This is a genomic window from Rheinheimera soli (genome assembly GCF_031457405.1).
GTDB lineage: Bacteria > Pseudomonadota > Gammaproteobacteria > Enterobacterales > Alteromonadaceae > Pararheinheimera > Pararheinheimera soli_A.
In genome coordinates, this window is sequence record NZ_JAVDWR010000004.1 from 254288 (window position 1) to 280493 (window position 26206).

General features: G+C 46.4%; 25 protein-coding genes. 19 read left to right on the plus strand and 6 right to left on the minus strand.

Going from position 1 to position 26206, the window contains the following annotated elements; all coding sequences use genetic code 11:
* Positions 1-28 precede the first annotated feature (28 nt).
* The 8 genes from J2W69_RS09255 (at position 29) to J2W69_RS09290 (ending at position 4548) form a co-directional block, all read left to right on the plus strand.
* A complete protein-coding gene (locus tag J2W69_RS09255; protein WP_310277138.1) occupies positions 29-460 on the plus strand; it encodes an acetyltransferase in 432 nt (143 codons plus the stop codon).
* A 197-nt stretch (positions 461-657) separates the two neighbouring features.
* Positions 658-1422 (plus strand): SDR family oxidoreductase, encoded by a 765-nt coding sequence (locus J2W69_RS09260; protein WP_310277141.1) that lies wholly within the window; start codon positions 658-660, stop codon positions 1420-1422.
* A gap of 11 nt (positions 1423-1433) precedes the next feature.
* A complete protein-coding gene (locus J2W69_RS09265; protein ID WP_310277144.1) occupies positions 1434-2276 on the plus strand; it encodes a methylated-DNA--[protein]-cysteine S-methyltransferase in 843 nt (280 codons plus the stop codon).
* 83 nt (positions 2277-2359) lie between these two features.
* A complete protein-coding gene (locus tag J2W69_RS09270; protein ID WP_310277147.1) occupies positions 2360-2533 on the plus strand; it encodes a hypothetical protein in 174 nt (57 codons plus the stop codon).
* A gap of 8 nt (positions 2534-2541) precedes the next feature.
* The gene (locus J2W69_RS09275) at positions 2542-2766 is read left to right on the plus strand and encodes an HTH-like domain-containing protein (protein ID WP_310277150.1); all 225 of its coding nucleotides are present in this window, start codon (positions 2542-2544) and stop codon (positions 2764-2766) included.
* Between the two features lie 115 nt (positions 2767-2881).
* On the plus strand, positions 2882-3157 hold the full coding sequence (locus J2W69_RS09280) for a hypothetical protein (protein WP_310277153.1): 276 nt from the start codon (positions 2882-2884) through the stop codon (positions 3155-3157).
* Between the two features lie 265 nt (positions 3158-3422).
* Complete coding sequence (locus tag J2W69_RS09285; RefSeq protein WP_310277157.1) at positions 3423-3962, plus strand: hypothetical protein; 540 nt, start codon at positions 3423-3425, stop codon at positions 3960-3962.
* 73 nt (positions 3963-4035) lie between these two features.
* The gene (locus tag J2W69_RS09290; RefSeq protein WP_310277160.1) at positions 4036-4548 is read left to right on the plus strand and encodes a hypothetical protein; all 513 of its coding nucleotides are present in this window, start codon (positions 4036-4038) and stop codon (positions 4546-4548) included.
* 193 nt (positions 4549-4741) lie between these two features.
* Here the strand turns inward: J2W69_RS09290 and rsmD are convergent, their stop codons facing one another.
* Positions 4742-5335, minus strand: a complete 594-nt coding sequence (gene rsmD / locus J2W69_RS09295) for a 16S rRNA (guanine(966)-N(2))-methyltransferase RsmD (protein ID WP_310277163.1) — start codon at positions 5333-5335, stop codon at positions 4742-4744.
* Between the two features lie 84 nt (positions 5336-5419).
* Here rsmD and ftsY point away from each other — a divergent pair, with 84 nt between their 5' ends.
* Genes ftsY through ftsX form a run of 3 tightly spaced genes read left to right on the plus strand, consistent with a single transcriptional unit; the run spans position 5420 to position 8282 of the window.
* On the plus strand, positions 5420-6619 hold the full coding sequence (gene ftsY / locus J2W69_RS09300; protein ID WP_310277166.1) for a signal recognition particle-docking protein FtsY: 1200 nt from the start codon (positions 5420-5422) through the stop codon (positions 6617-6619).
* A 2-nt stretch (positions 6620-6621) separates the two neighbouring features.
* A complete protein-coding gene (ftsE, locus tag J2W69_RS09305) occupies positions 6622-7305 on the plus strand; it encodes a cell division ATP-binding protein FtsE (RefSeq protein ID WP_008899810.1) in 684 nt (227 codons plus the stop codon).
* On the plus strand, positions 7302-8282 hold the full coding sequence (ftsX, locus tag J2W69_RS09310; RefSeq protein WP_310277169.1) for a permease-like cell division protein FtsX: 981 nt from the start codon (positions 7302-7304) through the stop codon (positions 8280-8282). The genes ftsE and ftsX overlap by 4 nt, the downstream gene beginning before the upstream one ends.
* Before the next feature lie 65 nt (positions 8283-8347).
* Here the strand turns inward: ftsX and J2W69_RS09315 are convergent, their stop codons facing one another.
* The gene (locus tag J2W69_RS09315) at positions 8348-9565 is read right to left on the minus strand and encodes an EAL and HDOD domain-containing protein (RefSeq protein ID WP_310277172.1); all 1218 of its coding nucleotides are present in this window, start codon (positions 9563-9565) and stop codon (positions 8348-8350) included.
* 214 nt (positions 9566-9779) lie between these two features.
* Between J2W69_RS09315 and rpoH the strand changes: the two genes are divergently transcribed.
* The 4 genes from rpoH (at position 9780) to J2W69_RS09335 (ending at position 15761) form a co-directional block, all read left to right on the plus strand.
* Positions 9780-10634, plus strand: coding sequence for an RNA polymerase sigma factor RpoH (gene rpoH, locus J2W69_RS09320; protein ID WP_008899807.1), 855 nt, complete (start codon positions 9780-9782; stop codon positions 10632-10634).
* Positions 10635-10936: 302 nt separating this feature from the next.
* The gene (locus tag J2W69_RS09325) at positions 10937-11743 is read left to right on the plus strand and encodes a winged helix-turn-helix domain-containing protein (RefSeq protein ID WP_310277177.1); all 807 of its coding nucleotides are present in this window, start codon (positions 10937-10939) and stop codon (positions 11741-11743) included.
* A gap of 164 nt (positions 11744-11907) precedes the next feature.
* Entirely contained in the window at positions 11908-13323 is a 1416-nt protein-coding gene (locus tag J2W69_RS09330; protein ID WP_310277181.1) for a serine hydrolase domain-containing protein, read from the plus strand.
* Positions 13324-13484: 161 nt separating this feature from the next.
* The gene (locus tag J2W69_RS09335) at positions 13485-15761 is read left to right on the plus strand and encodes a carbohydrate binding family 9 domain-containing protein (RefSeq protein WP_310277184.1); all 2277 of its coding nucleotides are present in this window, start codon (positions 13485-13487) and stop codon (positions 15759-15761) included.
* 46 nt (positions 15762-15807) lie between these two features.
* Here J2W69_RS09335 and J2W69_RS09340 read toward each other — a convergent pair whose 3' ends face one another.
* The 3 genes from J2W69_RS09340 to gpmM are packed head-to-tail and all read right to left on the minus strand — an operon-like array spanning position 15808 to position 19549.
* A complete protein-coding gene (locus tag J2W69_RS09340; protein WP_310277187.1) occupies positions 15808-16842 on the minus strand; it encodes a divergent polysaccharide deacetylase family protein in 1035 nt (344 codons plus the stop codon).
* A 2-nt stretch (positions 16843-16844) separates the two neighbouring features.
* Positions 16845-18008, minus strand: a complete 1164-nt coding sequence (locus tag J2W69_RS09345; RefSeq protein WP_310277190.1) for a murein hydrolase activator EnvC family protein — start codon at positions 18006-18008, stop codon at positions 16845-16847.
* Positions 18008-19549 (minus strand): 2,3-bisphosphoglycerate-independent phosphoglycerate mutase, encoded by a 1542-nt coding sequence (gpmM, locus tag J2W69_RS09350; RefSeq protein WP_310277193.1) that lies wholly within the window; start codon positions 19547-19549, stop codon positions 18008-18010. The genes J2W69_RS09345 and gpmM overlap by 1 nt, the downstream gene beginning before the upstream one ends.
* A 176-nt stretch (positions 19550-19725) precedes the next feature.
* Here gpmM and J2W69_RS09355 point away from each other — a divergent pair, with 176 nt between their 5' ends.
* The 4 genes from J2W69_RS09355 (at position 19726) to gpsA (ending at position 21970) form a co-directional block, all read left to right on the plus strand.
* Positions 19726-20154: a rhodanese-like domain-containing protein gene (locus J2W69_RS09355; RefSeq protein WP_310277197.1), complete on the plus strand. Its 429-nt coding sequence runs from the start codon at positions 19726-19728 to the stop codon at positions 20152-20154.
* A gap of 19 nt (positions 20155-20173) precedes the next feature.
* Entirely contained in the window at positions 20174-20431 is a 258-nt protein-coding gene (grxC, locus tag J2W69_RS09360) for a glutaredoxin 3 (RefSeq protein WP_008899802.1), read from the plus strand.
* A gap of 65 nt (positions 20432-20496) precedes the next feature.
* Positions 20497-20970, plus strand: a complete 474-nt coding sequence (secB, locus tag J2W69_RS09365) for a protein-export chaperone SecB (protein WP_008899801.1) — start codon at positions 20497-20499, stop codon at positions 20968-20970.
* A 1-nt stretch (position 20971) separates the two neighbouring features.
* Positions 20972-21970: an NAD(P)H-dependent glycerol-3-phosphate dehydrogenase gene (gene gpsA, locus J2W69_RS09370; RefSeq protein ID WP_310277200.1), complete on the plus strand. Its 999-nt coding sequence runs from the start codon at positions 20972-20974 to the stop codon at positions 21968-21970.
* Between the two features lie 284 nt (positions 21971-22254).
* Here gpsA and J2W69_RS09375 read toward each other — a convergent pair whose 3' ends face one another.
* Positions 22255-26139 (minus strand): EAL domain-containing protein, encoded by a 3885-nt coding sequence (locus tag J2W69_RS09375; RefSeq protein WP_310277203.1) that lies wholly within the window; start codon positions 26137-26139, stop codon positions 22255-22257.
* Between the last annotated feature and the right edge of the window lie 67 nt (positions 26140-26206).

Sequence of the window (26206 nt, forward strand, 5' to 3'; positions counted from 1 at the left end):
GGCGTTAAATTTTCAATCGGGTTTAGTGATGAATATTGAGATCGTAGAAAAAGCAGATCACCTTAAGCTGATAGAAGTCTGGGAAGCGTCGGTCAGAGCAACGCATGATTTTCTGGCTGAGGATGATCTACAAGAGTTAAAGCCATTAATTCTTGAACAGTATTTCGACGCCGTTGACTTAAGGTGCGCTAAAAATACGCATGGTGAAATTCAAGGTTTTTGCGGAGTCCATGACGGTAATATTGAGATGTTGTTCATCTCCCCTGATGCTCGAGGAAAAGGTATTGGTGCTTTATTGTCAGCTCATGCTATCAAGGAGCAGGGCGCATCAAAGGTCGATGTAAATGAGCAAAACGAGCAGGCACTGGGCTTTTATCAGCATATTGGCTTTAAAGTGATAGGCCGCTCACCAGTTGATGGTCAGGGTAAGCCATATCCACTGTTGCATATGGCGCTATAAAAATTTAACAAGGCCAGGCATGGCGACGTCTTTTCTGTTGCGGCTTCGCCTTCACTACAAAGCCGCGCGTGCTGGCGGCGTTATAGCGCAATTGAAATACAGCAAGATTCGGGTCGGCAGTAGTCGTTCGGCCTCCTAATATAGCATCTGTTCGGGCATATGCCCTTTTACAGTAAGCAGATCCTAGAGGAATAACGATGACTATACTTGCCAACAAAGTTGCTATTATTACCGGCGCTAGCACCGGAATTGGTTACGCAACTGCGAAGCTTTTTGCGAGAGAAGGTGCTGCCGTCGTGGTGGCTGCAAGGCGACAGAAGGAACTTGATGACCTTGTGGACTTAATCAACACGGAAGGCGGGCAGGCACTGGCACTAGCCGGTGATGTTGGCGAAGAAGCGTTTGCTAAAGCTTTGGTAGATAAGGCGGTAAGCCACTTTGGTGGCCTGGATATCGCTTTTAACAATGCTGCCATTCTGGGTGCTATGGGCCCTGTCCCGGAGATGTCGCTCACGGACTGGAATCAAGTTATTGCGACCAACTTAACCAGCGCATTTTTGGGCGCAAAGTACCAACTGCCTGCTATGGCTGCCCGAAAAGGAGGTTCGTTAATTTTCACCTCTACCTTCGTTGGTTACACCGCAGGTATGCCAGGCATGGCAGCCTACGCCGCCAGTAAGGCGGGACTTATTGGGCTGACTCAAGTGCTGGCGTCAGAGCATGGGCCTCAGAATATCCGGGTTAATGCCCTTTTGCCTGGCGGTACTGATACGCCGGCAGGACGTGAGTTTGCCAATACGCCAGAAGCATTGGCATTTGTGCATAATCTGCATGCTCTTAAGCGTATGGCGACGCCAGATGAAATTGCCCGGTCTGTATTGTACCTTGCCTCCGATGCGTCCAGCTTCACCACGGGGTCTGCGATGCTGGTCGATGGCGGTGTATCTATAAATCGTGTTTGAGAGGCAGTCCGATGTCAGACTATGACCGAATCGCAAGCGCTATGGCCTATTTAGTCGATAGGGCGGCTTATCAGCCCAGCCTTGAAGAGATAGCCGCCCATGTGCATCTGAGCCCGTATCACTTTCAAAGGCTGTTTTGTCGCTGGGCAGGTACTACGCCGAAGCGCTTTTTACAGGTTCTGACATTGGAGCGGGGCAAAGGATTGCTGGATAATTCCCGCTCCTTGCTTGATGTCTCACATGAACTTGGGCTAAGCGGTAGCTCAAGGTTGCATGATCACTTTGTGCAACTGGAAGCAGTCACACCCGGCGAGTATAAAAGTCGTGGTAAGCATGTTTATATCGAGTACGGTGTACACGCTACCCCGTTCGGACCTATGTTTGTTGCGGTAACCCAGCGGGGTGTTTGCCGGGCAGAGTTCATGGACTTCAACAGCCTGGAAGAGTTGCTGGATAGTTTGCATAACGCTTGGCCGCTCAGCTCGATCAGGGAAAGCCTGGCATCTACGCGACACGCTATTGATGCCTTTTTTAGCAGTGACAAAGCTTCCGGGCAAGGTCCGCTGTCGCTCGATGTGACAGGGACAAATTTCCAGATCGCCGTGTGGCGTGCTTTGTTGAAAATACCACCGGGCTCTGTGGCCAGCTATGCCGAAGTAGCCAGATCACTCGGCGCCCCCAGGTCTGCAAGGGCTGTTGGTAACGCTATTGGAGCAAATCCAGTTGCTTTACTGATCCCCTGCCACCGGGTTATACAGCAGAGTGGTGCATTGGGGGGGTACCGCTGGGGACCAACCAAGAAGCTTATGGTGCAAACCTGGGAAAAAATGCATGATGAGCCGGTTGTGCTATAACAATGCCATGCAACAGACGCCCGTACCTTGCGCGGCTGATGGCGGGCGTTAGGCTCTCGCAATCAAAAAGTAAGGATTAACTCATGCAACTGGAAGAAGCAAAAAAGTTAAGGGAAACTTGGGGGGATAAGCCTTGCGATCACCCAAACCTTAGCAAAGAGTACCATTTAGGCGCTGCCACTGGTGATTATACGTGTACTCAATGTGGAAAGGCCGGCTGGGGTAGAGATTGGAACAATCAAACTAAAGATAGCTGAGGTTTAAGATGGACTTACTTCACTTAGGCAAAGAACTTAAGGATATGTATCTAAGTTCTAATTATGGCGAAGCTGTCGCAATGATTCATGTGTTCGGCATCAAATATGCCAAAGAAATAAAGAACTCGGGTGTTTCAATGAAAAAAATTGCCCAAACCGCTGGAATTAAAGAGTCATATGCCACAGAGATTAGTAAAGGTGTAAAACTCTCTAAATTCGTTGTCATTAAGTAGCAGCCTAACAAGCAAATTTATCGTCAGCAAAAAGCGCTGACTGCGACGTCAACCCGCTGCGCGGCTTTCCGCGCTAAATTTGGGCGTTATTGGCGATTGAAAGGAGGGTGTCAGTTTGTCTAAAGAACGTTCATCCGTGGAATTCAAAATTTTTCTGATTGGCACGATATTAGTTCTTGCTCTTGGTATCTATTCAATATGGAGCAGTATTCCAGTTTCAGGCTCTGAAAAAGTAGAATCTTTAAGTCATGTGCCAATATGGGAAATGCCTTGGTTTATGAATTTAATAAAACTAGTCGTCACTTGTTTGGTGCTGCAAGTGTATTTTCTGGCAATAGCTAGACCTGCTTTAAAAGCTATTCTTCATGGTTCTAAAGATGATGCACAATAACAAGTTACTTAATTTCGCTCCGGCCACAAACAGCGTGGCCTTCGCTGCGCTGCGGTAGCCAATTAGCAATGCGTTGAGGCTGTAGAAAAACCTCTGAGCCAGAAAACTATCGTGCGCTACGTTAAAATTTTTTGTTGTGCAATGGTCAAAACTATCCAGATTTTAGTGTAGAAGCGCGTTTTTAAAGTGAAATTTGGCTAATTTTTACATTGAATTTTAAGTTTAGGGTTTTTCTACACCCTCGTTAGCTGGCATAGGAGATTACATGCCGTACACCATCGAAGAACATAAGCATCGTTATGCTGCTTGGGCTGCAAGCAGAGCCGCTAGCACAAAAACATGTCGGTTTACCGTTCTGCAAGGCAAAAACATAATTGAGGCCATTGGTCTCAACCGCTTGATAGCGAATCCAGATTTGCTTCCACTTCCTGCCCATATAGATTCAAAGCATCGTGAATGGCGAGAAGCAGCAATTCTCGCAGCAAAAGCCAAAGATCTCACCGGTTTCAGTCATGGGGTCGCAGCCAAATTAATTAACGTTTACCTCAAAGGTGCTTTTGTTTGCGGTGGACACGAGAATCACCCAAATGTGGCGGCACTCCATCCACCAATTGATAGCCTGATCCTAGATGAACTACACGCCAGAAATGTTGGTGAACAGGGCGAGCAATGGGCAGCAGCAAGAAAACGACGGTGGTCAAAATTCACATCTGAAGAGTACGAATCTGTAATTTCTGCAATAAAAATCACAATGGGCGGCTCTGATCTTTGGAAAATCGAAGCTTATTGGCGAGGCTATCAGTGATGCCAGCTAACATTGCGCTCAAGCGGAACGGTCGCTATCGAGCCCGCCCCTTAGTTTTACGTTAAGGTGCTCAATGAGTTCGTTTATCGATAACGCACTGGTAAAACTTGATGAGGCTGCTTTTTATCTTGCCCTGATGGACAAGTTAGAACTTGAACGAGCTTCATTCACTGATACCCGTAAGCCAGAAATTGAGTTCAGTTATCTTTTGAGTGCACTTTTGAATGCTTGCTACAGCTGTACTGAGCACTTAATTAGAAATAGGGTAAATCACGATTTAATTAAGAGTTTTAAGGATAGTCACCCAAACTTTTACAAGTCAGGCCCTAATGGAGGTTGGAGAACTCAAGCTGTGCATTTCAGACCAGTAAATCCCGAACATGACGGCTATATACCTCCGCCTGGCAATAACGTAATTTTAAGGTTTAGAGAAAAAGCTAAACCTCATAAACCGGGCGAGCCTGTAACACTATCATTCGGCGCTGGTTCGTTCTACTTTACTGATACTGGGCCTCAGAATTCGATTTGCAACTTATGTTCACAACACCTTTCATATATTCGAAAGCTTATAGAGGACTGCAAATAATGTACGCCGCACTTAACAATCGCCATCAAAAACGCGCCCGTTGGGCGCTCGACTCGTAACAAGTCGCTCGCGTTTATGGCGGGCGTTAATGCCTGCTTTTCGCTCATAGCACTCTGTCACAGAAGTGATAAAGTTCTGCCACTATCTATTGTCAGATGGAATGTCGATGAATCCTGTTCAAACATGTTCCATGTCAGGCTTGCCAGAGGCGGTAAGCGAGTTGCCCTGCCACTTTTTCTTTTAGTAATACCCAGTCTGGCGGCAGTTGATCCAGCGCCAGTTCTTTTTCTGTTTCCAGATAAATCAAAGCGCCAGGCTTAAGCCAACCTTGTTCGACTAAAGACTGACAGCAGGGCACGGCCATATTCTGGCGAAAAGGTGGGTCAATAAAAACCAAATCAAATTGGCGTTGTGCTGGTTTTTGTAACCAGAGCAAGGTATCTGTTTGTAGTACCTCGGCTTGTGTGCTGCCCAGACTGATCAGATGTTGCTTCAGCAAGCTGGCCGCTTTGGCTTCTTTTTCCAGCAAGACTACAAAATCGGCATAGCGTGATAAGGCTTCTAAACCTAAACTGCCGCTGCCAGCAAAACAATCCAGCACAGTACTTCCAGCCACATCCTGCATGAGCCAGTTGAACAATGTTTCTTTTACTCTGTCTGAAGTGGGTCTTAAGCCTGCAGCATCTAACACAGGTAAACGCCGGCCTTTCCATTTGCCACTAATCAGTCTGACAAAACCCGGCCCCTGATGTGTTGCCGCTGCGCTGCGGCCCTTTGCTGTTTTCATGGAGTATTTTTGTCCTGCATCTTAAAGATGGTACTATATGGGCCAATTTTACCTTAGTTTTCGGATCTTCTGGCAGCGACCTTTATGACAAAGCAAAATAAACTCTTCTCCTGGCTTGGTTTTGGTAAAAAAACAGAGGCTGCGCCTGTTGAAAATGCAGCAGAACAGCAGATCCAGCCAACAGAACCACAGGCTGACACTGACGTTGTTCAGGTCACTGAAACAACTGAAGTCACAGAAATCATTGCGCCTGTTGAAGCGGCAGATGTGGTGGAAGTGAAAGCTGAAGTGGTTCAGGCCGATGCTTTAACCTCAGTAGCTATAGCTGCTGTGACTGAATTACAGCCCCAACCTGCTGAACGTCCTGGCTTTTTTGCCCGCTTAAAACAAGGCTTAACAAAAACCAGCCAAAATTTAGGCAATGGCTTAGCCAGCCTGTTTACAGGTAAAAAAATTGACGATGATTTATACGAAGAGCTGGAAACTCAGCTGTTAATGGCCGACGTAGGTGTGGATACCAGCCAGAAACTGATTAAACAGCTGGTGCAGCACGCCAATCGGAAACAGTTAAAAGACGCTGATGCCTTGTATGACAAACTGCAACAGGAAATGGCGCTGCTGTTAGATGAAGTGGAGCAACCATTGCAATTAAAAGGCGCTGATGGTCCTTTTGTTATTCTGATGGTGGGTGTCAATGGCGTAGGTAAAACCACCACTATTGGCAAGATGGCGCAGCAGTTTAAGCAACAAGGCAAGTCGGTGATGTTAGCTGCTGGCGATACCTTCAGAGCTGCAGCTGTGGAGCAATTGCAAGTCTGGGGTGAGCGTAATGCGATTCCTGTGATAGCCCAGCACAGCGGTGCTGATAGCGCTTCGGTGATTTTTGATGCTTATCAGGCGGCTAAAGCCCGGGGTGTGGATGTATTAATTGCAGATACTGCGGGTCGCTTACAAAACAAAGCGCATTTAATGGAAGAGCTGAAAAAAATTGTCCGTGTGATGAAAAAAATTGATGTGAATGCGCCGCATGAAGTGATGCTGACGCTGGACGCCGGCACTGGCCAGAATGCCTTAAGTCAGGCGCGATTATTTAAAGAAGCTGTAGATATTAGTGGTATCAGCTTAACTAAGCTGGATGGCACAGCCAAAGGTGGAGTTATTTTTGCCATCGCCGATCAGTTTAAATTACCTATTCGTTATATTGGTGTCGGTGAAGGCATAGATGACTTGCGGGTGTTCGACAGTAAAGATTTTATTAAGGCATTGTTTGCCAGGGATCTCTGATTATGTTGCGTTTTGAGCAAGTCACAAAAAGTTATAGCGGTGGTTTTGTCGCTTTGGACAGGGTGAGTTTTCATCTGGAAAAAGGCGAAATGGCTTTTTTAACAGGGCATTCTGGCGCAGGTAAAAGTACCTTATTAAAACTGATCAGCCTGATTGAACGCCCAACCACAGGCAAAGTCTTTATTAATGGCGTGGATTTAAGCCGGGTCAACAGAGGCCAGGTGCCTTATGTTCGCCGTGATATAGGCATGATTTTCCAGAACCATAAACTGCTGATGAACCACAGTGTGTTTGATAATGTGGCTTTGCCTTTAGTGATTGAAGGCTTTAGCGGCAAAGACATGACCAAACGAGTGCACGCGGCTTTGGATAAAGTAGGGCTACTGGATAAAGTGCGTTGTCTGCCTCACACCTTATCTGGTGGTGAACAGCAACGGGTTGGTATAGCCCGTGCTGTAGTGAATCGTCCGCCATTATTATTAGCCGATGAACCCACAGGCAACCTGGACCCTGATTTATCCAAAGATATTATGAATGTGTTTGAAGCTTTTAATCAGGTGGGTGTGTCTGTGCTGATTGCCAGCCATGATTTAAGTTTATTGGCCCGGATGCGTTACCGTACCCTGACGCTGAAAAATGGCCGTATGATCAACGATGGCTTAACGTCCTATGGAGCCGATGAATGAGTATTTTATTTCAGGGCCGTGCCACAGGTGCCACTGCAGTAAAACAAAGTCTGTGGAACAGATTTGTGATGTTTTGGGTGCATCATATTCGTCAGGCATTAACCAGCTTAGGCGAAATCTGGTTAACCCCGGCTTCTTCATTATTAACAGTGGCCGTATTGGGGGTGAGTTTAACTTTACCTGTCACTTTGCATCTGATGGTGAAAAACCTGCAGCAGGTCAGCAGCAGTATTGATCAGGCGGCTCAAATCAGTTTGTTTTTAAAAGCCGACACCAATGAAACTCAAATTGCTGAGCTGATTGCATTATTGCAGGCCAACCCAGAAGTCGCAGATGTGCAGTTTATTGATAAAGGCCAGGCTTTGGCTGAATTTACCGCTGAGTCGGGTTTTGGTGATGCCTTTAGTTATATCGAAGACAATCCTTTACCTCATGTAATGCTTGTCAGTCCAAAAAACACCTCAAGCGTCGCTGCTTCAGCCTTACTCGAGACCTTAAAACAAGAACGTTATGTGGAGCTGGCAAAACTGGATATCGGCTGGTTAGAACGGCTGGACGCTATTGTCAGTTTAGTGCGACAGGTGGCTATGGCTGTGGCTTTATTGCTGATGGTGGCTGTGCTTCTGGTGGTGGGAAATACCATCCGGCTGATGATCCTGAATAAAAAAGATGAAATTGAAGTGATGAAACTGGTCGGTGCCACCAACAGTTATATTCAGCGTCCTTTTTTGTACACAGGTATTTGGTTAGGTTTTTTTGGCGGTATTCTGACCTTTTTAATCGAAGAAGTGCTGCTCTGGTGGTTAAAGCACGCTATTGCCGGTGTGACTCAATTGTATGAAAGTAGTTTTACCATACAGCCGATGAGTCTGGCTGAACTGGGTTATTTACTGCTGGTTGCCATCAGTTTAGGTTTTTTTGGCTCTTTGCTGGCCGTGCGGCGTAATATCAGTCAAATAGAAGCCACTGGTCTTTAAAGCAGATCAAACCTGACGGCCATAAGCTATTCTGGCCGTCGGGTGAAACACTCTGCAAGGTATTATCAGTGCTGTACCTTCAGTAAGCGTTGACCCCATTCCACCGCCTCAAAGTACACCAGATTCAAGTCAACGTTCTGCGGCACCATGCGGGATGAAAGTTCAGTTTGTTGTTGCCATAAGCCCTGTTCAAAGGTGCGTTCAACTGTCAGATAATCGGCCAGTACTCCTTTGTTTTCCAACAATGCGGCTTTAATTTCCGGCAGCAAAGGTAATTGAGCCAACAAATCTTCCAGCGGTTGTTCCAGCAAGGCATCCACCAGAGAAAATAAACCTGTTAAAAATGCAGCAGGTGGGTTTTCTTTATCCCCCCTGATATTGGCCAGGCGATCACAAAAACGCGCGCGGATCAGCGACATCACTAACAATTCGTCGGATTGGCCTTCGGCCAGATTCGCCAATGCGAGCAGGGAAATAAACTTCTTCAGTTCAGCTTCACCCATATACACCATGGCGTGTTTTAAGGAGCCAATGCTTTGGCTGCGGGCAAAGTTTGCGCTGTTAATAAACCGCAGCAATTTATAGGACATATCTAAATCACGTTCAACAATAGCGGCAAGACCATCAAAATCCAGCCGTTCCTTGCTGGATTCACTGATCAGAGCCAGCAGGTTCAGTTTATTGCTGCCTAGTTGTTTATGTTTCAGCATTTCTGGCCGGGCAAAAAAGTAGCCCTGATATAAATCAAAACCCAGTGTTTTGAGCTGTTCATATTCATCTGCCGTTTCTACTTTCTCCGCCAGTAAGGTCACAGGATATTTAGCAATACGTCGCAGGTACTTACTGATCTGCAATATATTAAACATCTGTACATCCACCTTAATAATGCTGACATAAGGTAAAAATACGTCCCACTTGGTATCAAAGTCATGATCGTCTAATGCAAGGCGATAGCCCATTTTATGCAGCTCTTTACAGGCAGTCAGCAGTTCATCGCTGATAGGCACTGTTTCCAGTATTTCTATCACCATGCTGTTAGGGTCAATGGAAGTCGGGAAGTGGTGGATTAAAGTGTCGGCTGAAAAATTAATAAAAGCTTGTTTGCCGCCAGTGATTTTTTCCACCCCAAGTAACAAGTGATGCTGGGTAATAAGTTTAGAGGTGGCTTCATCGGCATTAATACCAGGAAAACAGTTGTCTACACCATCCCGAAATAACAGTTCGTAGCCTGTTACTGCTTTTTGGCGGTCGAAAATAGGCTGGCGCGCGACATAACAGTACATAGATGTGGCCTTCAGTTGTTTTTGTTTTTATCACTCAGACTGATCGCAAGTTCTAAATTTATCATATAAGAAAAAACAGCCTTTATATATGAATTGATATTATTAAAAAACAGGGCTTATACAATTCGGATCTTAAAAGATGAAAATTTCTTTTAGCACTCTCGGTTAAAGAGTGCTAAGATTTGACCCAATCAAGCAAGTAAGGGGAAATTACATGACTCAGGCTTCACAAATGATGACTCTGACAGTGGCTGGAAGTGGCAGCCTTGAAGCTTACACTCATGCGGTAAGTACCATCCCTATGCTCACAGCAGAAGAAGAACGTTCTTTAGCTGAAAAATTACAGCAAGACGGTGATTTAGAATCGGCCCGTGTGCTGATTATGTCTCACCTGCGTTTTGTAGTGCATATTGCCCGCAGCTATTCAGGTTACGGTTTGCCTATCAGCGACCTGATCCAGGAAGGCAATATAGGCCTGATGAAAGCAGTGAAACGTTTTGACCCTTCAGTGGGTGTACGTTTAGTCTCTTTTGCTGTGCACTGGATCAAAGCGGAAATTCATGAATTTGTTCTGAAAAACTGGCGTATTGTCAAAGTGGCAACGACAAAAGCACAACGTAAGTTGTTCTTTAATCTGCGTAAAGCCAAAAAGCATTTAGGCTGGTTCAGTAAAGAAGAAGTGCAAAACGTAGCAGATTCTTTAGGTGTTCCTGTACACGAAGTGATGGAAATGGAATCCCGTATGAGCAACTACGATATGCCTTTTGATGCATCTGATGATGAAGACGAAAGCAATTACACTGCTCCGGTATTTTATTTACAGGACAAAGAGTCTGATTTAGCCAACCGTATTGAAGAAGATCAATGGGACAATGCAGCAGTGGATCGACTGCAAGCCGCAGTCAGCACCTTGGATGACCGCAGCCAGGACATTATCCGTGCCCGTTGGTTAGATGATCAGAAACTGACCTTACAGGAGTTAGCGGACCGTTATCAGGTGTCTGCTGAACGTGTACGTCAGCTGGAAAAAAATGCGATGAAAAAACTGCAGGCTGCAATGGCTGCTTAAAGCGTTTTTTTATAGTAAAAAGCCCTGACTGGTCAGGGCTTTTGCGTTTCTGAGGGCAGAGCTCTGGAGCCAGAAACTGACAGTAATGATCATCATGGCGACTCAACCGGTCGGAGTTAAACTTAAAAGACGCTGACTTGAAAAGCGCAGCCTCCGGGTCATATTCTTACCATTCTTTCTGTTGCAGCCTAATTGAACGGTAGCTTAAACTTCTGACCATAAAGCTACTGAACGAGACTGAAACAGTGCTCATTTTTGACAAAATAAATCATACCGTTAGATTGAACCATGCAATATTGAAGTTGCAGCCACTGTCTTTTCGCTTGCTGGAAACTCTTGCCGGGTCGCCAGAAGATGTGATCCCGGTCGAAACCTTAATCGAGTCTGTTTGGGGGGCCGTCACCGTCAGTCCGGATACCCTCAAACAAAGAGTATTTATATTGCGTAAGGCAATCGAAGAGTCTGAATTGACTGGAATATCTATTCAGGCGGTGCGTAGTGAAGGTTATCGGCTACTGATTGAACCACAACCTCATCTTGTGGTCAGCCAACGACCACGCTTTGGCTGGCGGGCTGTAGTAGCTGGTGCTGCTGGCATCTTACTGATATTAACCTTGTGGCTTATGGTTTCACATCAATCAGCCCTCTTTAAAAATAACCGGGTGGTACTGTTGTCAAATGTGCCTATTCAGAAGATGCCTGCGGCGGCAGCGCATACCTTTGAGGCATGGCGCAATTTAATAACTGCCAGTCAGCCGCCACGAAATTTTCAGCTGATTTTTTCTGATCTGCAAAAAGATACCGCGATGTCAGTGCAAGCCAGAAAAAACCGTGCAGCGCTGATCAGTCTTTTTGAAGTCGTTCAGTTGCATGATAGCGTGGTGGTAAGGCTCAGTATCATTGAAGGCTCTACTGCCACAGTGTTGCGCAGTGAGCTGCTAAGTACAACTGACGATAGCTCACAGATGACTATGCTGCAGCAAGTTGCCAGCATTGAGGCTTTGATTGGTTCTGGTGCATTAAGCTTACAAAATGCGCAACGGGAAAATGCGGAGGATCCTATATGGAAGGAGTTGAAGCACCTGGCGCAGCATAACAATCCCCAATAACCTCCGGCATAACCAAGCTTAACCCGGCATAACCCTTCTTAACTGGGCCTTTACCCCGCCTTATGTTGTAGTTCCTGACGATTAAAACAACAGGAATTTACTTCATGACATATGTATTTAGCAAAAAAATAGTAAGCCTAATCTGCCTGATTGGGCCTGTAATAATGGCACCATGGGTCTGTGCAGAAGAATTGCTTCAGCCCCAATCCACAACTCCTTATCAGCAACAGGCCGAACTTTTACTACAAAGTCTGGTGGATGTTACTGAAGTACCTGCTTTTTCGATGGCGATTGTGCATCGCGGCGAATTAGTTGCGGCTGTTGCTGTGGGACATGCCGATCGGGAAAAACAACAGCCTGCCACGCCAGCGCATTTATTTCGTCTGGCGAGTGTGTCAAAAGTTGTTGGCGCTTCCATGCTGGCTGAGTTAGTCATGGACAACAAACTCGATCCTGATAAAGCGCTGGGCCACTATTACCCGGAGTTAAGCAAGCAATATCATGCAATCACAATGCGGCAGCTATTAGCGCACACTTCCGGAATGCCGCATTATCAGCCTATTGATGGATTCATTGAAAAAAACCACTACACAACAGCTACAGCCGCGCTGGCAACACTGAAAGATCGATCTTTGCTTAGCCTTCCGGGAACTGCATATGAGTATTCAACTCATGGTTATACTTTGGCTGGCGCCATTTTCGAAAAAATTACAGGTCAAACATTGCAGCAGAGCCTGCCACAATATATGAAAAGCTTCACTGGTAAGCCCACACCACTGATTGAAAACATCCACGCCTTACATCCACTGAGCGCCAGTCTTTATGAACGAAGCGGGGATCAGGTCAACAACATTATGTTTGATGATCACTCCTTTAGCGTATTTGGGGCCGGCCTATCTGCGACTGCAACTGATTTGGCTTACTTTGGTGCTCAGGTGCTGAACAAAAGCCGAAGTTCAGATAGTTATCAACGTCTGTTGTTTACGGCAGTGACAACCAGTGATGGCCGACCGACGGGTGACGCCAAAGGGCAGGTTGGATTTGGCTGGCGTATCGGTAAATCAGAACAAGGCAAAACTATTTACCACCATGCCGGCACAACGCCAGGAGCGCGTTCAGTGTTGCTACTCTATCCGGAACAGGATTTAAGTATTGTGTTTTTATCCAATAGCCGTTGGATCTCATCCATTGAGAAAACGGCAAATACGCTGGTTGAATTGTATTTGTCCGGTGCTGAGTCGGTAGTGCTGCCAACAACTCAGAGCTACACCCTTAATTACAAGGCGGAGACGTTTACAGGAAGTATTCGCTGTGCTGATGCCTTATGCACCTTAATGAATGATAAAAGCCAGTTGTCGGAATGGCTGAAAAAATTTAATCCTACTTCACAGCACTCTGCAAACTGGCCTATCTATGCTTTTCGTTCGGCAAACGACAAACGTTTAATTATGGTGACCAAAGTGGGGTTTATCGATTTAACCGGTACTCTTGATGCCAGTGACTATCAGGGGGACGCAGGAACAGACCGTAAAATTTCTTTAACACTGCATGAGGTATTGAAAGCCGCTCCAGCACTATGACTCATGGGCGGCGTCACAAGAGCCGCCCAGACTTCAGAACTGAACAGCTCGTCCAATTCCAAAGTAACGACCTATCAATGTGCATCGTCATTATGCGAAAAGTGCTGATGATTTTGCCCTGTTGGTGGTCACTCTACTCATTAAATGAGGTTCATTTGCAGATGACTAAATTTCGTCTTTGTATGCTGGTGCTTGGAAGTTTGTGGTTTTCAGCGGCTCAGGCTGCTGAAATAATTATCCCCAAAATTCCTACTGTTGCAGAAGGTGGCATAGTGATCGATGCCGATTTGTCTGAGCCCGCCTGGCAAGATGCGACACAGGTTGATATTGCCTACGATACCTGGCCAGCGGAAAATACCCCGGCTCCAGTAAAAACGACGGCCTATGTGATGGAAGACGGAGAGTTTTTTTATATTTCTTTTATTGCCGAAGATCCGGACCCAACACAAATTCGTGCCTTTTATCGTGACCGCGACAAAATCAGCGATGACGATAGAGTCGGCATCAGACTTGATACCTATAACGACAGTAAACTGGCCTATAAGTTTTATATCAATGCATTTGGAGTGCAAGCCGATGCCATTGAAAATGAAATTACCAGGACGGAAAGTGCTGCCTGGGATGGTATCTGGCACAGTGCTGGTATGGTAACAGCGACTGGCTATCAGGTAGAAGTGGCTATTCCACTGCGGATGCTGAACTTTAATGACAGATTAGTCAGCCAAACATGGAAGTTGGAGCTGCTTCGGTTTTACCCGCGAGACGTACGTCATCGCTTATCCAGCAACAAAATTGAGCGTGCCAATCCATGCTGGATTTGCCAGATGTCTCAGGCGACCGGTTTTGCCGGCGCCACACAAAGTAATCATTTTACCCTGGTGCCAGCGCTGGTGATGGGCGCCAGTCAGCAGCGTACTGTGACATCAAATACTAAAGAGGATTGGCAGACGGACAACAATCTTGAACCGAGCCTGGATGTGAAATGGGGGATCACCCCGAATATCAGTTTAAACGCCACCTTAAACCCTGATTACTCACAGGTCGAAGCCGATGAAGCTCAGGTGTCGGTGAACGATACCTTTGCGTTGTTTTTTACTGAGAAACGGGCGTTTTTTCTTGATAACGCTGACTATTTTTCATCACCAATGGATTTGGTTTATACCCGGAATCTGTCATCACCGGATCTTGGTGCCAAACTAACGGGCCGTCACGAGCAGCAGTCGTTTGCCTTTTTTGCAGCCAATGATAAAAGTACGACCTTTATTGTGCCGGGCAACATCAGTTCCGGCATCGCCTTCTTAGATCAGAAAAGTGAAAATGCGGTGCTGCGCTATCGCAATGATATTACGCCGCAATTGTCCTTAGGCGGGATCAGCACTATGCGCCAATCTGACTATTACCATAACTTCGTCTATGGTCTGGATATGAAATATCAGTGGAATGATCAGAATAAACTGATAGCCCAGGTATTGCATAGTGACAGTCAGTATCCTGCGGAACTTGCGGCGCAGCTTAGCGGAGAAGCTGCACTGCGGGTATCGGAAAAAGGCGTCAGCGATAGTGCACAGTACCTTGATTATCAACACGAAAATCGCAATTGGAGCTGGTACAGCGCTTATCTGGGGATGGGTGAAAACTTCCGCGCCGATATGGGCTATCAGCCACAGACCGATTTTAATAAGCATATGCATGGCGGCAGTTACCAGTGGTTTTCTGATTCGCTCTGGTGGAACCGACTGCGACTCCGGGGCGACTGGGACATTACGCATAACAGCGATAGCGAGTTGTTGGAAAAAGAAGCTGAGATGGAAATCCAGTTATGGGGCGCAGCACAATCTTATAGTTTTTTAGGCTTAACGCAGCGCGATCGTGTAGGTAGCAGGCTGGATGGCAGCGTTTTACGGATTGATGGCAATAGCCAGTTGTTTACGGAGCGTCTTTTTAATATTGGTGCTGAAATACAGCCATACCCAGGTCTTTTTCTGGGATTTGAAAGCGAAGCAGGGAAAAAACTGGATTTTCGTAATAACCGGATCGGTGATGGCTTCGAGCTTTCACCTGAACTAAGGTGGAATATCGACGCGCATTTTCAGGTTCAGGCACGGCACATATATCGCACTCTTGATGCTGATTCAGTGGAAGTGTTTACCGCTAATCTGACAGATCTGCGGCTTAGTTATCAGTTTTCAGTACGTAGCTTTTTACGCCTGGCACTTATTTATTCGGACATCAAACAAAACCCATGGAATAACAGCGGTGACGTTATTGTGCGTTCCAAAACACTGGGTTCACAGCTTTTGTACTCCTATAAATTAAACCCACAAACCTTATTTTTTGCTGGCTATAGCGACAATGCATTTAGCGATGACGACATACAGGATTTAACCCCCACTGAACGCTCGATCTTTATGAAATTCAGTTACGCATGGATGTTGTAATTCTGCATTGACTTAAAAAACACATTTTTACGTTTCTGAAGGCCAGTTATAAGCTGCCACCTAACTGATAAAACGGCAGAGACCGGGCTGGTTTTTTAACTGGCTCCGGTAATTCCCAGGGGTTTTGCATCAGTGGCTGAGTAGGTTTAATCCAGGGCAGAGTCATAGGGTTCAGCAGGGCAGGTATATCCCATTGCAGCTGGTACATGGTGATAATAGCAGCAGGATCTTCAATGGCTGGGGTAAATACTGCCGCAGTTGTTGTATTCATAGGTTTCTTCTCTGTTTTTGCAACACGCAATGGCTGAACCGGATCCTGTTCTGGCAAGGATAAAGGCACATCTGCAGTTTGAGCCGCAGTGATAATTGCATAGTCGGAGGGTAACAAGCTGGAGAGTTTCACGACCTCAATGCCCTGGGCTGCTAAATCAGGTAAGTGTTTTTTCAGATAGGCATAAGTTTCAGGATAAGGATGGCCTATAGCTATGGCCTGTTGCTGTTGTTTTGCCAGCTTGATCATCAAATTAAATTGTTTATCCAAAGCTTGGTAAGAACGGTCGTTATCCAGAAAAACATGACGGGTTAACAGCGGGATTTGGTGTTTTTTGGCGTAAACACCAGCCTGACTGCGAGCTGTGGTTTTACTGTCGAGGAAAAACAGCTGACGTTTAGCCACATAAGCCAAAGTCCAGTCCATCACATTGGCTTGTTCGGTGAAATAGCCGCCCATATGATTATTGATACCAATAGCATAAGGCACATCGGCAAAAGCGGCCTGAAGTTTGTGCTCTATTTGCGAACGGCTCATGGTCACTTTGAGTGCATTTTTACTTAAGTCAGCCCGGCGTGCAGACTCCATCGGCATATGCAAAATCACATCACGGCGCTGCTGATAGGCTGCTTTTGCTACCGCATTACTGTGCGTGGTATGGGGAATAACGGCAAAGGTTAAATCATAAGGTAATTCCAGCAGCTTGTAGTCAAGCTTGTGGTAACCAATGTCGTCAATCACTATAGCCACTTTGGCGGCGATAGAAGGTAAGCTGCAAAGCGCAAAAGCTAAGCTGATCCAATACTTCATAACTAAGATCCTGCGCGTTTTTGTAACCAGGTAATAGGGTTAATGGCTGAGCCTTTTTGCCGGATCTCAAAATACAATCCAGCCTGCGCCTGACCACCACTGGCACCTACTAAAGCCACTGCATCACTGGCGTTAACAGACTCGCCAGGCTTTTTTAATAAGGTTTGATTGTGACCATACAAACTCATGACACCATTGCCATGGTCCAGCACTATCACCCAGCCATAACCTTTCAGCCAGTCCGCATAAATCACTTGCCCGTCTGCCACAGCTTTAACTTTTGAACCTTCAGCCGCTGCTATTAAAATGCCTCTGGAACTGACGCCAGCCAGGCGTTTTTCACCATAACCCTGCAAAATATCACCTTGTACTGGCCATGGCAGTTTGCCTTTGGTTTTTGGTAAGTTGATGCGTTTTTTCGCCGCTATGGCAGCAGCTTTCAGTTTGCCTAAGGTGTTTTGCAGGCTTTGTTCGTTTTGTTTCAGGTAGTTCAGCTGTTGCTCTTGATCCGTTAAAAAGCTTTTCAGCTTTTTGACTGAAGCCAGCTGACTGCTTTTTGCTTCGGTCAGCTCCTGCTTTTGTTGCTCCAGTTGAGCTTGCAGTTGCTGCTGTTGCTGCGCCTTAGTTTGCAAATCCAGCTCTACTTGTTTCAGTTCTTCAGCTGTTTGCTCTATTTGTTGTAGCTGCTGCATCCGCGCCTGATTCAGATACTGATAATAAGTTAATATCCGCTCCAGCTTAGTGCTGTCTTGCTGGTTCAGCAGCATCTTGGTGTAATCATGCTGGCCTGTGACAAAAGCCCCTTTGAGCTGCTGTGCAAGCAATGACTTTTGTAATTCGAAACTTTGTTGCAGTTGTTGCTGCTGCAGTTGCAACTGCTGTTGCTGCTTGTGCAGTTCGGCCAGCTCTGTGTTGCTCTGACGTAGTTGTCGCGCCAGCCGGGCTAAGGATTGATCCGCAGTTTTCAACAAATCCTGAGCTTTGGTAAAAGCCTTTTGTTGCTGCTTCAGCTCTTTTTCAGTTTGCTGAATTTGGCCTTTGAGTTGCGACAGCTCCTGCTGCACCTCTTTTTGATCCTGAGCCAACAAAGGGGCCGAGGCTAAACAGAGCAGCAGAGCTAAGCTCTGCTGCATCCTTACTCTGTAGTTGACGAGTCTTACTGGCATTAATTTAACTTCATCAGAATTTTGCCTGTCATCTCGGCAGGAATTGGCATACCCATTAAATGCAGCATGGTAGGGGCTATATCACTTAAAATACCACCCGGAGTCACTGCAGCATTGCGACCTACATAAATTAGTGGCACAGGACCGCTGGTATGGGCTGTATGGGCCTGACCTGATTCCAGATCCTGCATTTGTTCGGCATTGCCATGGTCGGCTGTAATTAAACATTCGCCGCCCACTTGCTGTAATGCTTCGACCACACGGCCAATGCAGTGATCCACTGCTTCTACCGCTTTAATAGCTGCAGATAAAATGCCAGTGTGGCCGACCATATCGCCATTTGGATAGTTACAAATGATCACATCATACTCGCCGCTGTGAATAGCACCGACCAGCTGGTTGGTCAGTTCGGTGGAATTCATTTCAGGCTGCAAATCATAGGTGGCGACATTAGGGGAAGGCACCAGAATACGTTGTTCACCTTCAAATACATCTTCACGGCCGCCACTGAAAAAGAAGGTCACATGAGCGTATTTTTCAGTTTCGGAAATACGTAACTGGGTTTTATGATGTTTCGCCAGCCATTCACCCAAAACGTTATCCAGACTTTCAGGTGGATAAGCACAAGGGGCTTTAATATCAGCAGCGTATTCAGTCAACATCACAAAGCTGGACAGTTGAGGCTGGTATTCACGGGCAAAACCTGTGAAGTCGGCATCAATAAAAGCACGGCTGAACTGACGGGCGCGATCGGCACGGAAATTCATAAAAACAAGACTGTCGCCATCTTGCATTTTAACCAGGTTACCGGCTGGGTTTTTAATGGCGGTCGCTTTGACAAACTCGTCATTTTCATCCCGGCTGTAGGCAGCTTTTAATGCGTCCACTGCTGTAGTTGCAGTAAATAAAGCTTTGCCCTGAGTTAATAAGTCATAAGCAGCTTGCACGCGGTCCCAGCGTTTATCCCGGTCCATCGCAAAATAACGGCCAATCACAGAAGCAACCTGACCCACACCTATGGCTTTAAAGTGATCTTCCACCCTTTGCAATGAAGCTTCTGCGCTGCGTGGTGGGGTATCACGGCCATCTAAAAAGGCATGCAGGTATATTTCAGTCGCACCTTGCTGTTTGGCTAAGTCAATCATCGCAATGATGTGATCTTCATGGCTATGCACACCACCTGGCGATAACAAACCCATCAGATGCACAGCTTTGCCCTGGCGTACTGCACTCTGAGTAGCTTCCACCAGCACAGGGTTAGTGAAAAAGTCACCATCAGTAATAGCTTTAGTGATACGGGTAAAATCCTGATAGACCACACGGCCTGAGCCTAAATTGACATGACCTACTTCAGAGTTGCCCATCTGCCCATCTGGCAAGCCGACATCCAGACCAGAGCCTGAAATCAGCGAATGAGGATACTCTGCCCATAATTTGTCCATAACCGGAGTATTGGCTTGTAAAATGGCGTTGGATTCACGTTCTTCTCTGTATCCCCATCCATCCAATATCAGTAAGACTAACGGCTTTTTCGGCTGCATACTCATGGCTCCGTGCTATATCATTTAAAGATTCTTTGATGGCCTATCTTACCTTGTTTTTCCTGTGAAAACAGTGACGAAATAGTACGGATAGGGCTTCAATGCTGCATTCTTTTATCAAACTAGGTATACTCGGCCGCAAAGTTTTGCTCCTGAAATGAAACAGAATGGTGTTTATGCAGCAATATATTGATTTTTTAAGCAATCATCCGTACCTGACCGCCGCTTGGGTGGCGTTATTTTTAGCCTTGCTGGTCAGCTGGATTAAATCTTTAACCTCTTCAGTCAAACAAGTAACTCCGACTCAGCTGACGTTGATGGTAAACAGAGAAGATGCAACAGTGATCGATATCCGCGCTGAAGCCGACTTCAAAAAGGGCCATATTACCGGCGCCCGTCATCTGACAACCGAACAAATTAACACTCAAGCCACCGGCGGCCTTGAAAACAAAAAAGACGCACCCATCATAGTAGTCTGTCAGGCAGGTATGTCTGCACAAGGCGCAGCTGCTACCTTGTCGAAACAGGGCTTCACCAAAGTTTTTGTTTTGCAGGGCGGTATGGGTACCTGGACAGGTGCGAACCTGCCTCTGGTTAAAAAGTAAAACGTAAGTCGGAGCTTTGATGGCACAAGTCACTATTTACACTAAGGCCTATTGTCCTTATTGTGTTCGCGCTAAGGCATTATTAGGCCAAAAAGGCGTGCAGTTTGACGAGATTAAAATCGACGAACAGCCAGAATTGCGTCCAGCCATGATTGAGCGTGCCAATGGGCGCACCACAGTACCGCAAATTTTTATCGGCGATACTCATGTAGGTGGTTGTGACGATCTTTTTGCACTGGAAAATGCCGGTACTTTAAATTCGATGCTCGCTGCATAACTGCGGCTGGCTTTCTGTCGATTACTAAACTCGATCATTAAACATAATTAAAACTAGGATTTATCATGGCCGAACAACAAGTTGCTGAACAATTTGCCATCCAGCGTATTTACGTCAAAGACATTTCTTATGAGTCACCTAATGCTCCGGCAATATTTCGTAAAGAGTGGCAACCAGCTATTCAATTAGATTTAGATACCCGCAGCGAGAAGTTAGACGACAATACTTTTGAAGTGGTGTTATCTCTGACTGTTACAGCTCGCATTGAAGAAGAAGTGGCGTTTTTATGTGAAGTGCAACAGGCTGGTATTTTCAGTGTGCCTGTACTGGAAGATGCGCAAATGGCTCATATGTTAGCTTCTTTCTGCCCGAACATTCTGTTCCCTTATGCCCGTGAAGCTGTGTCTAATCTGGTAAACCGCGGTACTTTCCCGCAACTGAATCTGGCACCTGTGAATTTTGATGCCTTATTTGCTCAATATGTACAAAAACGTCAGGCTGAAGCTCAGGCCCAGCAAGGCGTAGAACTACAGTCTTAAGATGAAGGCTGCAATTGCTGTGTTAGGGGCGGGCTCTTACGGGACCGCCCTTGCTATTTCACTGGCCCGCAATGGCAACCCAACTTTGTTGTGGGGTCGCAATGTGGATGATATCCGTGTGATGGCAGAACAACGAATGAATCAGCGCTATTTACCTGATATTCGTTTACCTGATTCTTTAGCTGTCACAGATGATCTGGCTTATGCAGTTGCTTCATGCCGGGATATTTTATTGTCTGTGCCAAGCCATGCTTTTGCCGACACCTTAAGACAAATCAAACCTTTTTTGCAGCACAATGCCCGTGTGGCCTGGGCTACTAAAGGTCTGGAGCCTGAAACAGGTCGGTTATTGCAGGATGTTGCCAAAGAGATTTTGGGTGAACAGGTGTCTTTAGCTGTACTCTCAGGCCCAACTTTTGCTAAAGAACTGGCCAAAGGTTTACCTACAGCCATTTCCTTGTCTTCCACCGATCCTGAATTCATTTCCTCACTCTCCGACTTATTGCATTGCACTAAAACTTTCAGGGTGTACACCAATCCTGATTTTATTGGGGTGCAACTGGGTGGAGCTGTGAAAAACGTCATCGCTATTGGTGCTGGTATGGCCGACGGTATTGGTTTTGGTGCTAATGCACGTACAGCCTTAATTACCCGTGGTTTAACAGAAATGTGCCGTTTAGGTTGTGCCTTAGGTGCAAAAAAAGAAACCTTTATGGGCATGGCCGGTTTAGGTGATTTAGTTTTAACCTGTACAGACAACCAATCCCGCAACAGAAGGTTTGGCTTGTTATTAGGTGAAGGCAAAGGCGTAGAAGAAGCCATGACGGCCATAGGCCAGGTGGTGGAAGGTTATCGTAATGCCAAAGAAGTCTTTAATCTGGCGCAACGTGTAGGTGTAGAAATGCCTATTACCGAGCAAATTTATCAGGTGTTGTATCAGGGCAAAGATGCCAGGTTAGCGGCGATGGATCTACTAGGCCGCGAAAAGCGCGACGAATAGTTTAGCCGTCGTACTTGAAGCTGTAGCTTTGTTGGCTGCGTGCTTTCGCCCCAGTCACATAGGTAAACTATGCTCCTGGGGTCTCAATCTCTTGCCGCCGCGCTGCAACTCCAATTACTTAGGCTAAAATCCCCGTCGTATTTGGCGCTGCCCCTACAATTTATTGATTTTAATTAGAGTTATTGTAGGGGCGACCTTTATGGTCGCCCGCAGTTTTTACTCAATTTTATTAACCGTCGTATTTGGCGCCGCAGCGTTCGGGCGGGGCAATCCCAGCCCTACAATTAGCTTTCTTTTTTCGGTTCTTTATCCAGCAGCAAAGCAATCTGTTCAGGTTGTACAGGTGGGCTGAATAAGTATCCCTGCACCACCTGGCACCCCATCACATGCAGCAAATAGGCCTGCATTTCAGTTTCTACACCTTCTGCTACTACGGCTATTTTCAGATAACTGGCCAGGCGGATTATAGTGGAAGTGATATTGCGATCCTGCTCTGAACTATCCATGTCTTTGATAAAAGCCCGGTCAATTTTTAAGGTGTCGATAGGGAAACGCTTCAGGTAGCCCAGAGAGGAATAACCAGTACCAAAATCATCCAGCGCCAGCGTAAAACCAAGGGCTTTCAGCTGATGCATCACCTCAAGGCAATGATCAGCATCCCGCATCATCGCAGTTTCGGTGATTTCCAGTTCCAGTAAACTGGCGTCCAGTTGGTAATGCTGCAGTTCCTGCTGTAAAAAATCTAATAAATCTGGCTGTTGCAGTTGTTGTACCGACAGGTTCACTGCAACACGACCCCGCATCCGGCCTTGTTGTTGCCACTGACGGATCTGAGCACAAACCTGACTGAATACCAGGCGGTCCAGCTGAATAATAACGCCATTTTCTTCAGCGATAGGGATAAACATCAGAGGAGACACCATACCCCGGCTTGGATTGTGCCAGCGACATAAAGCTTCATAACCCACTATGGTATTGGTGCTGACATTGTATTTGGGCTGGTACACCACTTTAAATTCGCCCTGACTGATGCCACGCCATAAGTCACTTTCCAACGCCAGATATTCAGGAGTGCGCTGCAACATTTTGTCGTTAAAAAACTGGGCGTTATTGCGGCCCATTTGTTTGGCATGGTGTAAGGCTGTATCCGCACTTCGCAACAAAATATCTGACGAGCGGCCATCGTCGGGGTACACCGCTATACCAATACTGGCGGTCAGGGTGATTTCCAGATCACCCAATAACAGCGGCTGCCTGATGTGCAACAACAATTGTAAACTCAGCCGGTTCAGCAACAGATCAAACTGTTCAACACTAAAATGGGAAGGGACCAGAACAGCAAATTCATCAACGCCCAGTTTTGCCAGAATATAGCCTGCCGGTAGTTGTTTTTGCAGGCGTTCCGACACCATTTGCAGCAGCATATTGCCGCTGTCGTGGCCTAAGGAATCGTTAATTTTGGCAAAACGATCCAGATCAACCAGCAGCACAGCAAAGTGCGGAAAACGACTGCTGCAACTAAAAAATGCTCTGTCCAGATGTTCCAGAAACAAGGCACGGTTAGGCAGTTGGGTCAGAGGATCTCTGGTACTGAGTTTACGTAGCTCACGTTCATTCAGCTTACGATTGGTGACATCCGAGAAGATCGCCAGATAAAGTTTGGGTTCCAGCGCACCTTTACCAGACAACAAAGTAATAGCTAACGACAAAGCAAAGCTGTCGCCATTGGCTTTTTTACTCCAGACTTCACCCCGCCAGAAGCTGAATTGTTGTAACTGCTGCACTATGGTTTTCAGCAGTTCAGTCTGATGCCCTTGTGCTGTATACAGCTGTAAGGTTTTACCTTCCATTTGAGCTGGCGCAAAGCCAGTGATTTGACAAAAGGCCTGGTTTACTTTTTCTATACGTAATTGCTCATCGCCTAACCAGACTGCATCCTGTGTATTGTCGAACAAGGAGCTTATCATCAGTTGCTGTTCCATCGCCTGATGCAAACGATTCTGATGTTTTTTGTAACGCCATAACAGCAAAGCCAGCATCAGGACTGAAGCAAATAACATGAACCAGAGCCAGCTTTGCTGGATCCACCAGTAGCGGTTAAATTGCAGTTGGTAGTCACCCACCCGTTGCCAGCTCAAGCCATCCTGACTGGCTTCGATAGACAACAGATAGGCAGCACTGTTATCCAGTCGCAATTTGAACTGGCGTTGAGGGTAGGTCAGCATCACAGGCTGGGCGTTATCCAGACTATAACGGAAGTAATTCCATTGCTTACCTGCTGTAGGGTAATGGCTTACACGAAACTGTAGCTGTGGGCCCCAACTGTCCAGTTGCAACAAATGGTCCTGCTGTTTTAGGCGCTGGCCATTTTCTGCAATGAATTCAAGACGCAAAGGGTTCGCTATAAAGCTGCTTTTTTGTTGAGCCAGTGGCAGTTGGTAATGACCTATGGAGCTGTTGATATGCAGTTGCTGATCCACTAACTGAACCTGAAAGGGATTCAGCTGTTCTGCCTGATTCAGTTGCCATTGCAGCAGAGACTTATCGGTCAGATCCAATAAACTCAGCCGTTGTCTGGACCAAAGCCAAACCTGCTGGTCCTGCTTTAGCATATGCTGTTGCTGCCAGGGCACCTGCCATTGATTTTGTTGTACCAGGGTCAGCTTAGAATTGTTTTGTTGAGCTTCATAGTGGTACAGCTGATCCGGCGTCAACAGCCATAACTGTTGTTGCTCCGGTACTATATCCAGTATTTGCCTTGCATCCAGACAGGGTGAAGAAGCGCAGGGGCTGATGTCGTAAGTGCGCAACTGCTGTTCAGCCAGTTGGTATGAATACAGCCTGTTGCTACCGGAGAGCCAGAGTTGTCCGGATTGATAACGTACTAAAAACCAGCTGGCCTGGTCGGTCAGTAAAGTGGAGCCAACCGAAGACTGATCCCATTGCCAAAGTCCCTGATGTGTCAGATACCAGAATTGTTCATCTGCCAGAGTCAGATCCAATACGGGCTCTTGTTCCACTGACACCCAATTGACTGTGCTGTCGTTATAACGCCAGATTTGCTGATCAACCCAAACAAAATACTGTTGCTGATACCAGAATTTTTTCACTTGTTCCAAAGCAAAAGGAAAAACCAGCACTGGCTTGTTGTTTTGTTCTGGTGTTACCTGAGTTAATTGCTGTTGTTCCAGTTTCCAGCCTTGGCCTTTGTGATCCAAGATTACAGACTTACCTCTGGCTTGCACTTCTAAAGCTGAAGATTGCGCCAGAGCTAAAGCGCCGCCCGGGTCGGCAAGCCAGATATTCTGGTGCCTGTCGGCAAAGAGTTGAACCCAGGGTTGAGCCAGTTGCTGTGTTTGCCAGCTTTGGCTGTCGTGCTGATAGAGGTAAAGCTTTTGGGCCGATAGCAGCCAGACCTGGCCCAATGGATCAACTTCAAAGGCTGTGGCATAAAAGTGCTCTGGAGTCTTTACCAATTGCAGCTGTTGCTCTTTTAATTGATAAAGTGTTTGATTTTTCGACAGCAGCCATAGCTGTTGGTCCGGACCTAAAGCTAAATCGGTTTGCTGGGGTAAATTCACCGGATAATGTTGCCAGCTCTGATTGACTAAATCATAGCGGGCTAATTTTGCATCTTTGGACCATAACCATAAGTAGCCGCCATCACTGACGCCCTGAGCCCAGCCTGCAGCCGTACTGCTACTACGCCACAATAACTGAGCATCAGTGGATTCGGCCGACCACTGCCAGATTTCCTGTTCTGTTAAGATCAATGGGGTGGATCTGCCGGATAAAAACAGCGCTTTAATTGGGGCTTTGCTTTGCCAAATCTGGCGAAACTCTCCACTTTGCTGTTCAAACAACCAGAGCTGATCAACACTGGCCAGCCACAATTTATGCTGATCCAGCGTCAGCAACTGCACCAAAGCCTGAGTTTGTAATTCGGCAGGTAAAGTGTAAGACCTGTGATCATGACCATCAAAACGGTGCAGTTGGGTACTGGTGCTCCACCACAACAGCCCTGATTTATCCTGAGTAAAAAGTTCTATGGCCAAATGCTGCGACTGACGGGAGTGCACCACAGGTTGCACTTGCAAATAAGCGTGCAGACCAGCACTGCTGCAAGCAAGCCAAAGCGCCAGACATAATTTGAGGCAACGCAGCAGCATCTGAATTCATTCCCTGGATAATTTTTTATTAAAAATACTGATAAATCAGCAGGCTGAGTATCACTAT

What these genes read in the sequence shown, in the direction of transcription:
- J2W69_RS09255 (WP_310277138.1), top strand. Translation starts at nt 29, where the DNA reads ATGAATATTGAGATCGTAGAAAAAGCAGATCACCTTAAGCTGATAGAA.
- J2W69_RS09260 (WP_310277141.1), top strand. Translation starts at nt 658, where the DNA reads ATGACTATACTTGCCAACAAAGTTGCTATTATTACCGGCGCTAGCACC.
- J2W69_RS09265 (WP_310277144.1), top strand. Translation starts at nt 1,434, where the DNA reads ATGTCAGACTATGACCGAATCGCAAGCGCTATGGCCTATTTAGTCGAT.
- J2W69_RS09270 (WP_310277147.1), top strand. Translation starts at nt 2,360, where the DNA reads ATGCAACTGGAAGAAGCAAAAAAGTTAAGGGAAACTTGGGGGGATAAG.
- J2W69_RS09275 (WP_310277150.1), top strand. Translation starts at nt 2,542, where the DNA reads ATGGACTTACTTCACTTAGGCAAAGAACTTAAGGATATGTATCTAAGT.
- J2W69_RS09285 (WP_310277157.1), top strand. Translation starts at nt 3,423, where the DNA reads ATGCCGTACACCATCGAAGAACATAAGCATCGTTATGCTGCTTGGGCT.
- J2W69_RS09290 (WP_310277160.1), top strand. Translation starts at nt 4,036, where the DNA reads ATGAGTTCGTTTATCGATAACGCACTGGTAAAACTTGATGAGGCTGCT.
- rsmD (WP_310277163.1), bottom strand. Translation starts at nt 5,335, where the DNA reads ATGAAAACAGCAAAGGGCCGCAGCGCAGCGGCAACACATCAGGGGCCG.
- ftsY (WP_310277166.1), top strand. Translation starts at nt 5,420, where the DNA reads ATGACAAAGCAAAATAAACTCTTCTCCTGGCTTGGTTTTGGTAAAAAA.
- ftsE (WP_008899810.1), top strand. Translation starts at nt 6,622, where the DNA reads ATGTTGCGTTTTGAGCAAGTCACAAAAAGTTATAGCGGTGGTTTTGTC.
- ftsX (WP_310277169.1), top strand. Translation starts at nt 7,302, where the DNA reads ATGAGTATTTTATTTCAGGGCCGTGCCACAGGTGCCACTGCAGTAAAA.
- J2W69_RS09315 (WP_310277172.1), bottom strand. Translation starts at nt 9,565, where the DNA reads ATGTACTGTTATGTCGCGCGCCAGCCTATTTTCGACCGCCAAAAAGCA.
- rpoH (WP_008899807.1), top strand. Translation starts at nt 9,780, where the DNA reads ATGACTCAGGCTTCACAAATGATGACTCTGACAGTGGCTGGAAGTGGC.
- J2W69_RS09330 (WP_310277181.1), top strand. Translation starts at nt 11,908, where the DNA reads ATGGCACCATGGGTCTGTGCAGAAGAATTGCTTCAGCCCCAATCCACA.
- J2W69_RS09335 (WP_310277184.1), top strand. Translation starts at nt 13,485, where the DNA reads ATGACTAAATTTCGTCTTTGTATGCTGGTGCTTGGAAGTTTGTGGTTT.
- J2W69_RS09340 (WP_310277187.1), bottom strand. Translation starts at nt 16,842, where the DNA reads ATGAAGTATTGGATCAGCTTAGCTTTTGCGCTTTGCAGCTTACCTTCT.
- J2W69_RS09345 (WP_310277190.1), bottom strand. Translation starts at nt 18,008, where the DNA reads ATGCCAGTAAGACTCGTCAACTACAGAGTAAGGATGCAGCAGAGCTTA.
- gpmM (WP_310277193.1), bottom strand. Translation starts at nt 19,549, where the DNA reads ATGCAGCCGAAAAAGCCGTTAGTCTTACTGATATTGGATGGATGGGGA.
- J2W69_RS09355 (WP_310277197.1), top strand. Translation starts at nt 19,726, where the DNA reads ATGCAGCAATATATTGATTTTTTAAGCAATCATCCGTACCTGACCGCC.
- grxC (WP_008899802.1), top strand. Translation starts at nt 20,174, where the DNA reads ATGGCACAAGTCACTATTTACACTAAGGCCTATTGTCCTTATTGTGTT.
- secB (WP_008899801.1), top strand. Translation starts at nt 20,497, where the DNA reads ATGGCCGAACAACAAGTTGCTGAACAATTTGCCATCCAGCGTATTTAC.
- gpsA (WP_310277200.1), top strand. Translation starts at nt 20,972, where the DNA reads ATGAAGGCTGCAATTGCTGTGTTAGGGGCGGGCTCTTACGGGACCGCC.
- J2W69_RS09375 (WP_310277203.1), bottom strand. Translation starts at nt 26,139, where the DNA reads ATGCTGCTGCGTTGCCTCAAATTATGTCTGGCGCTTTGGCTTGCTTGC.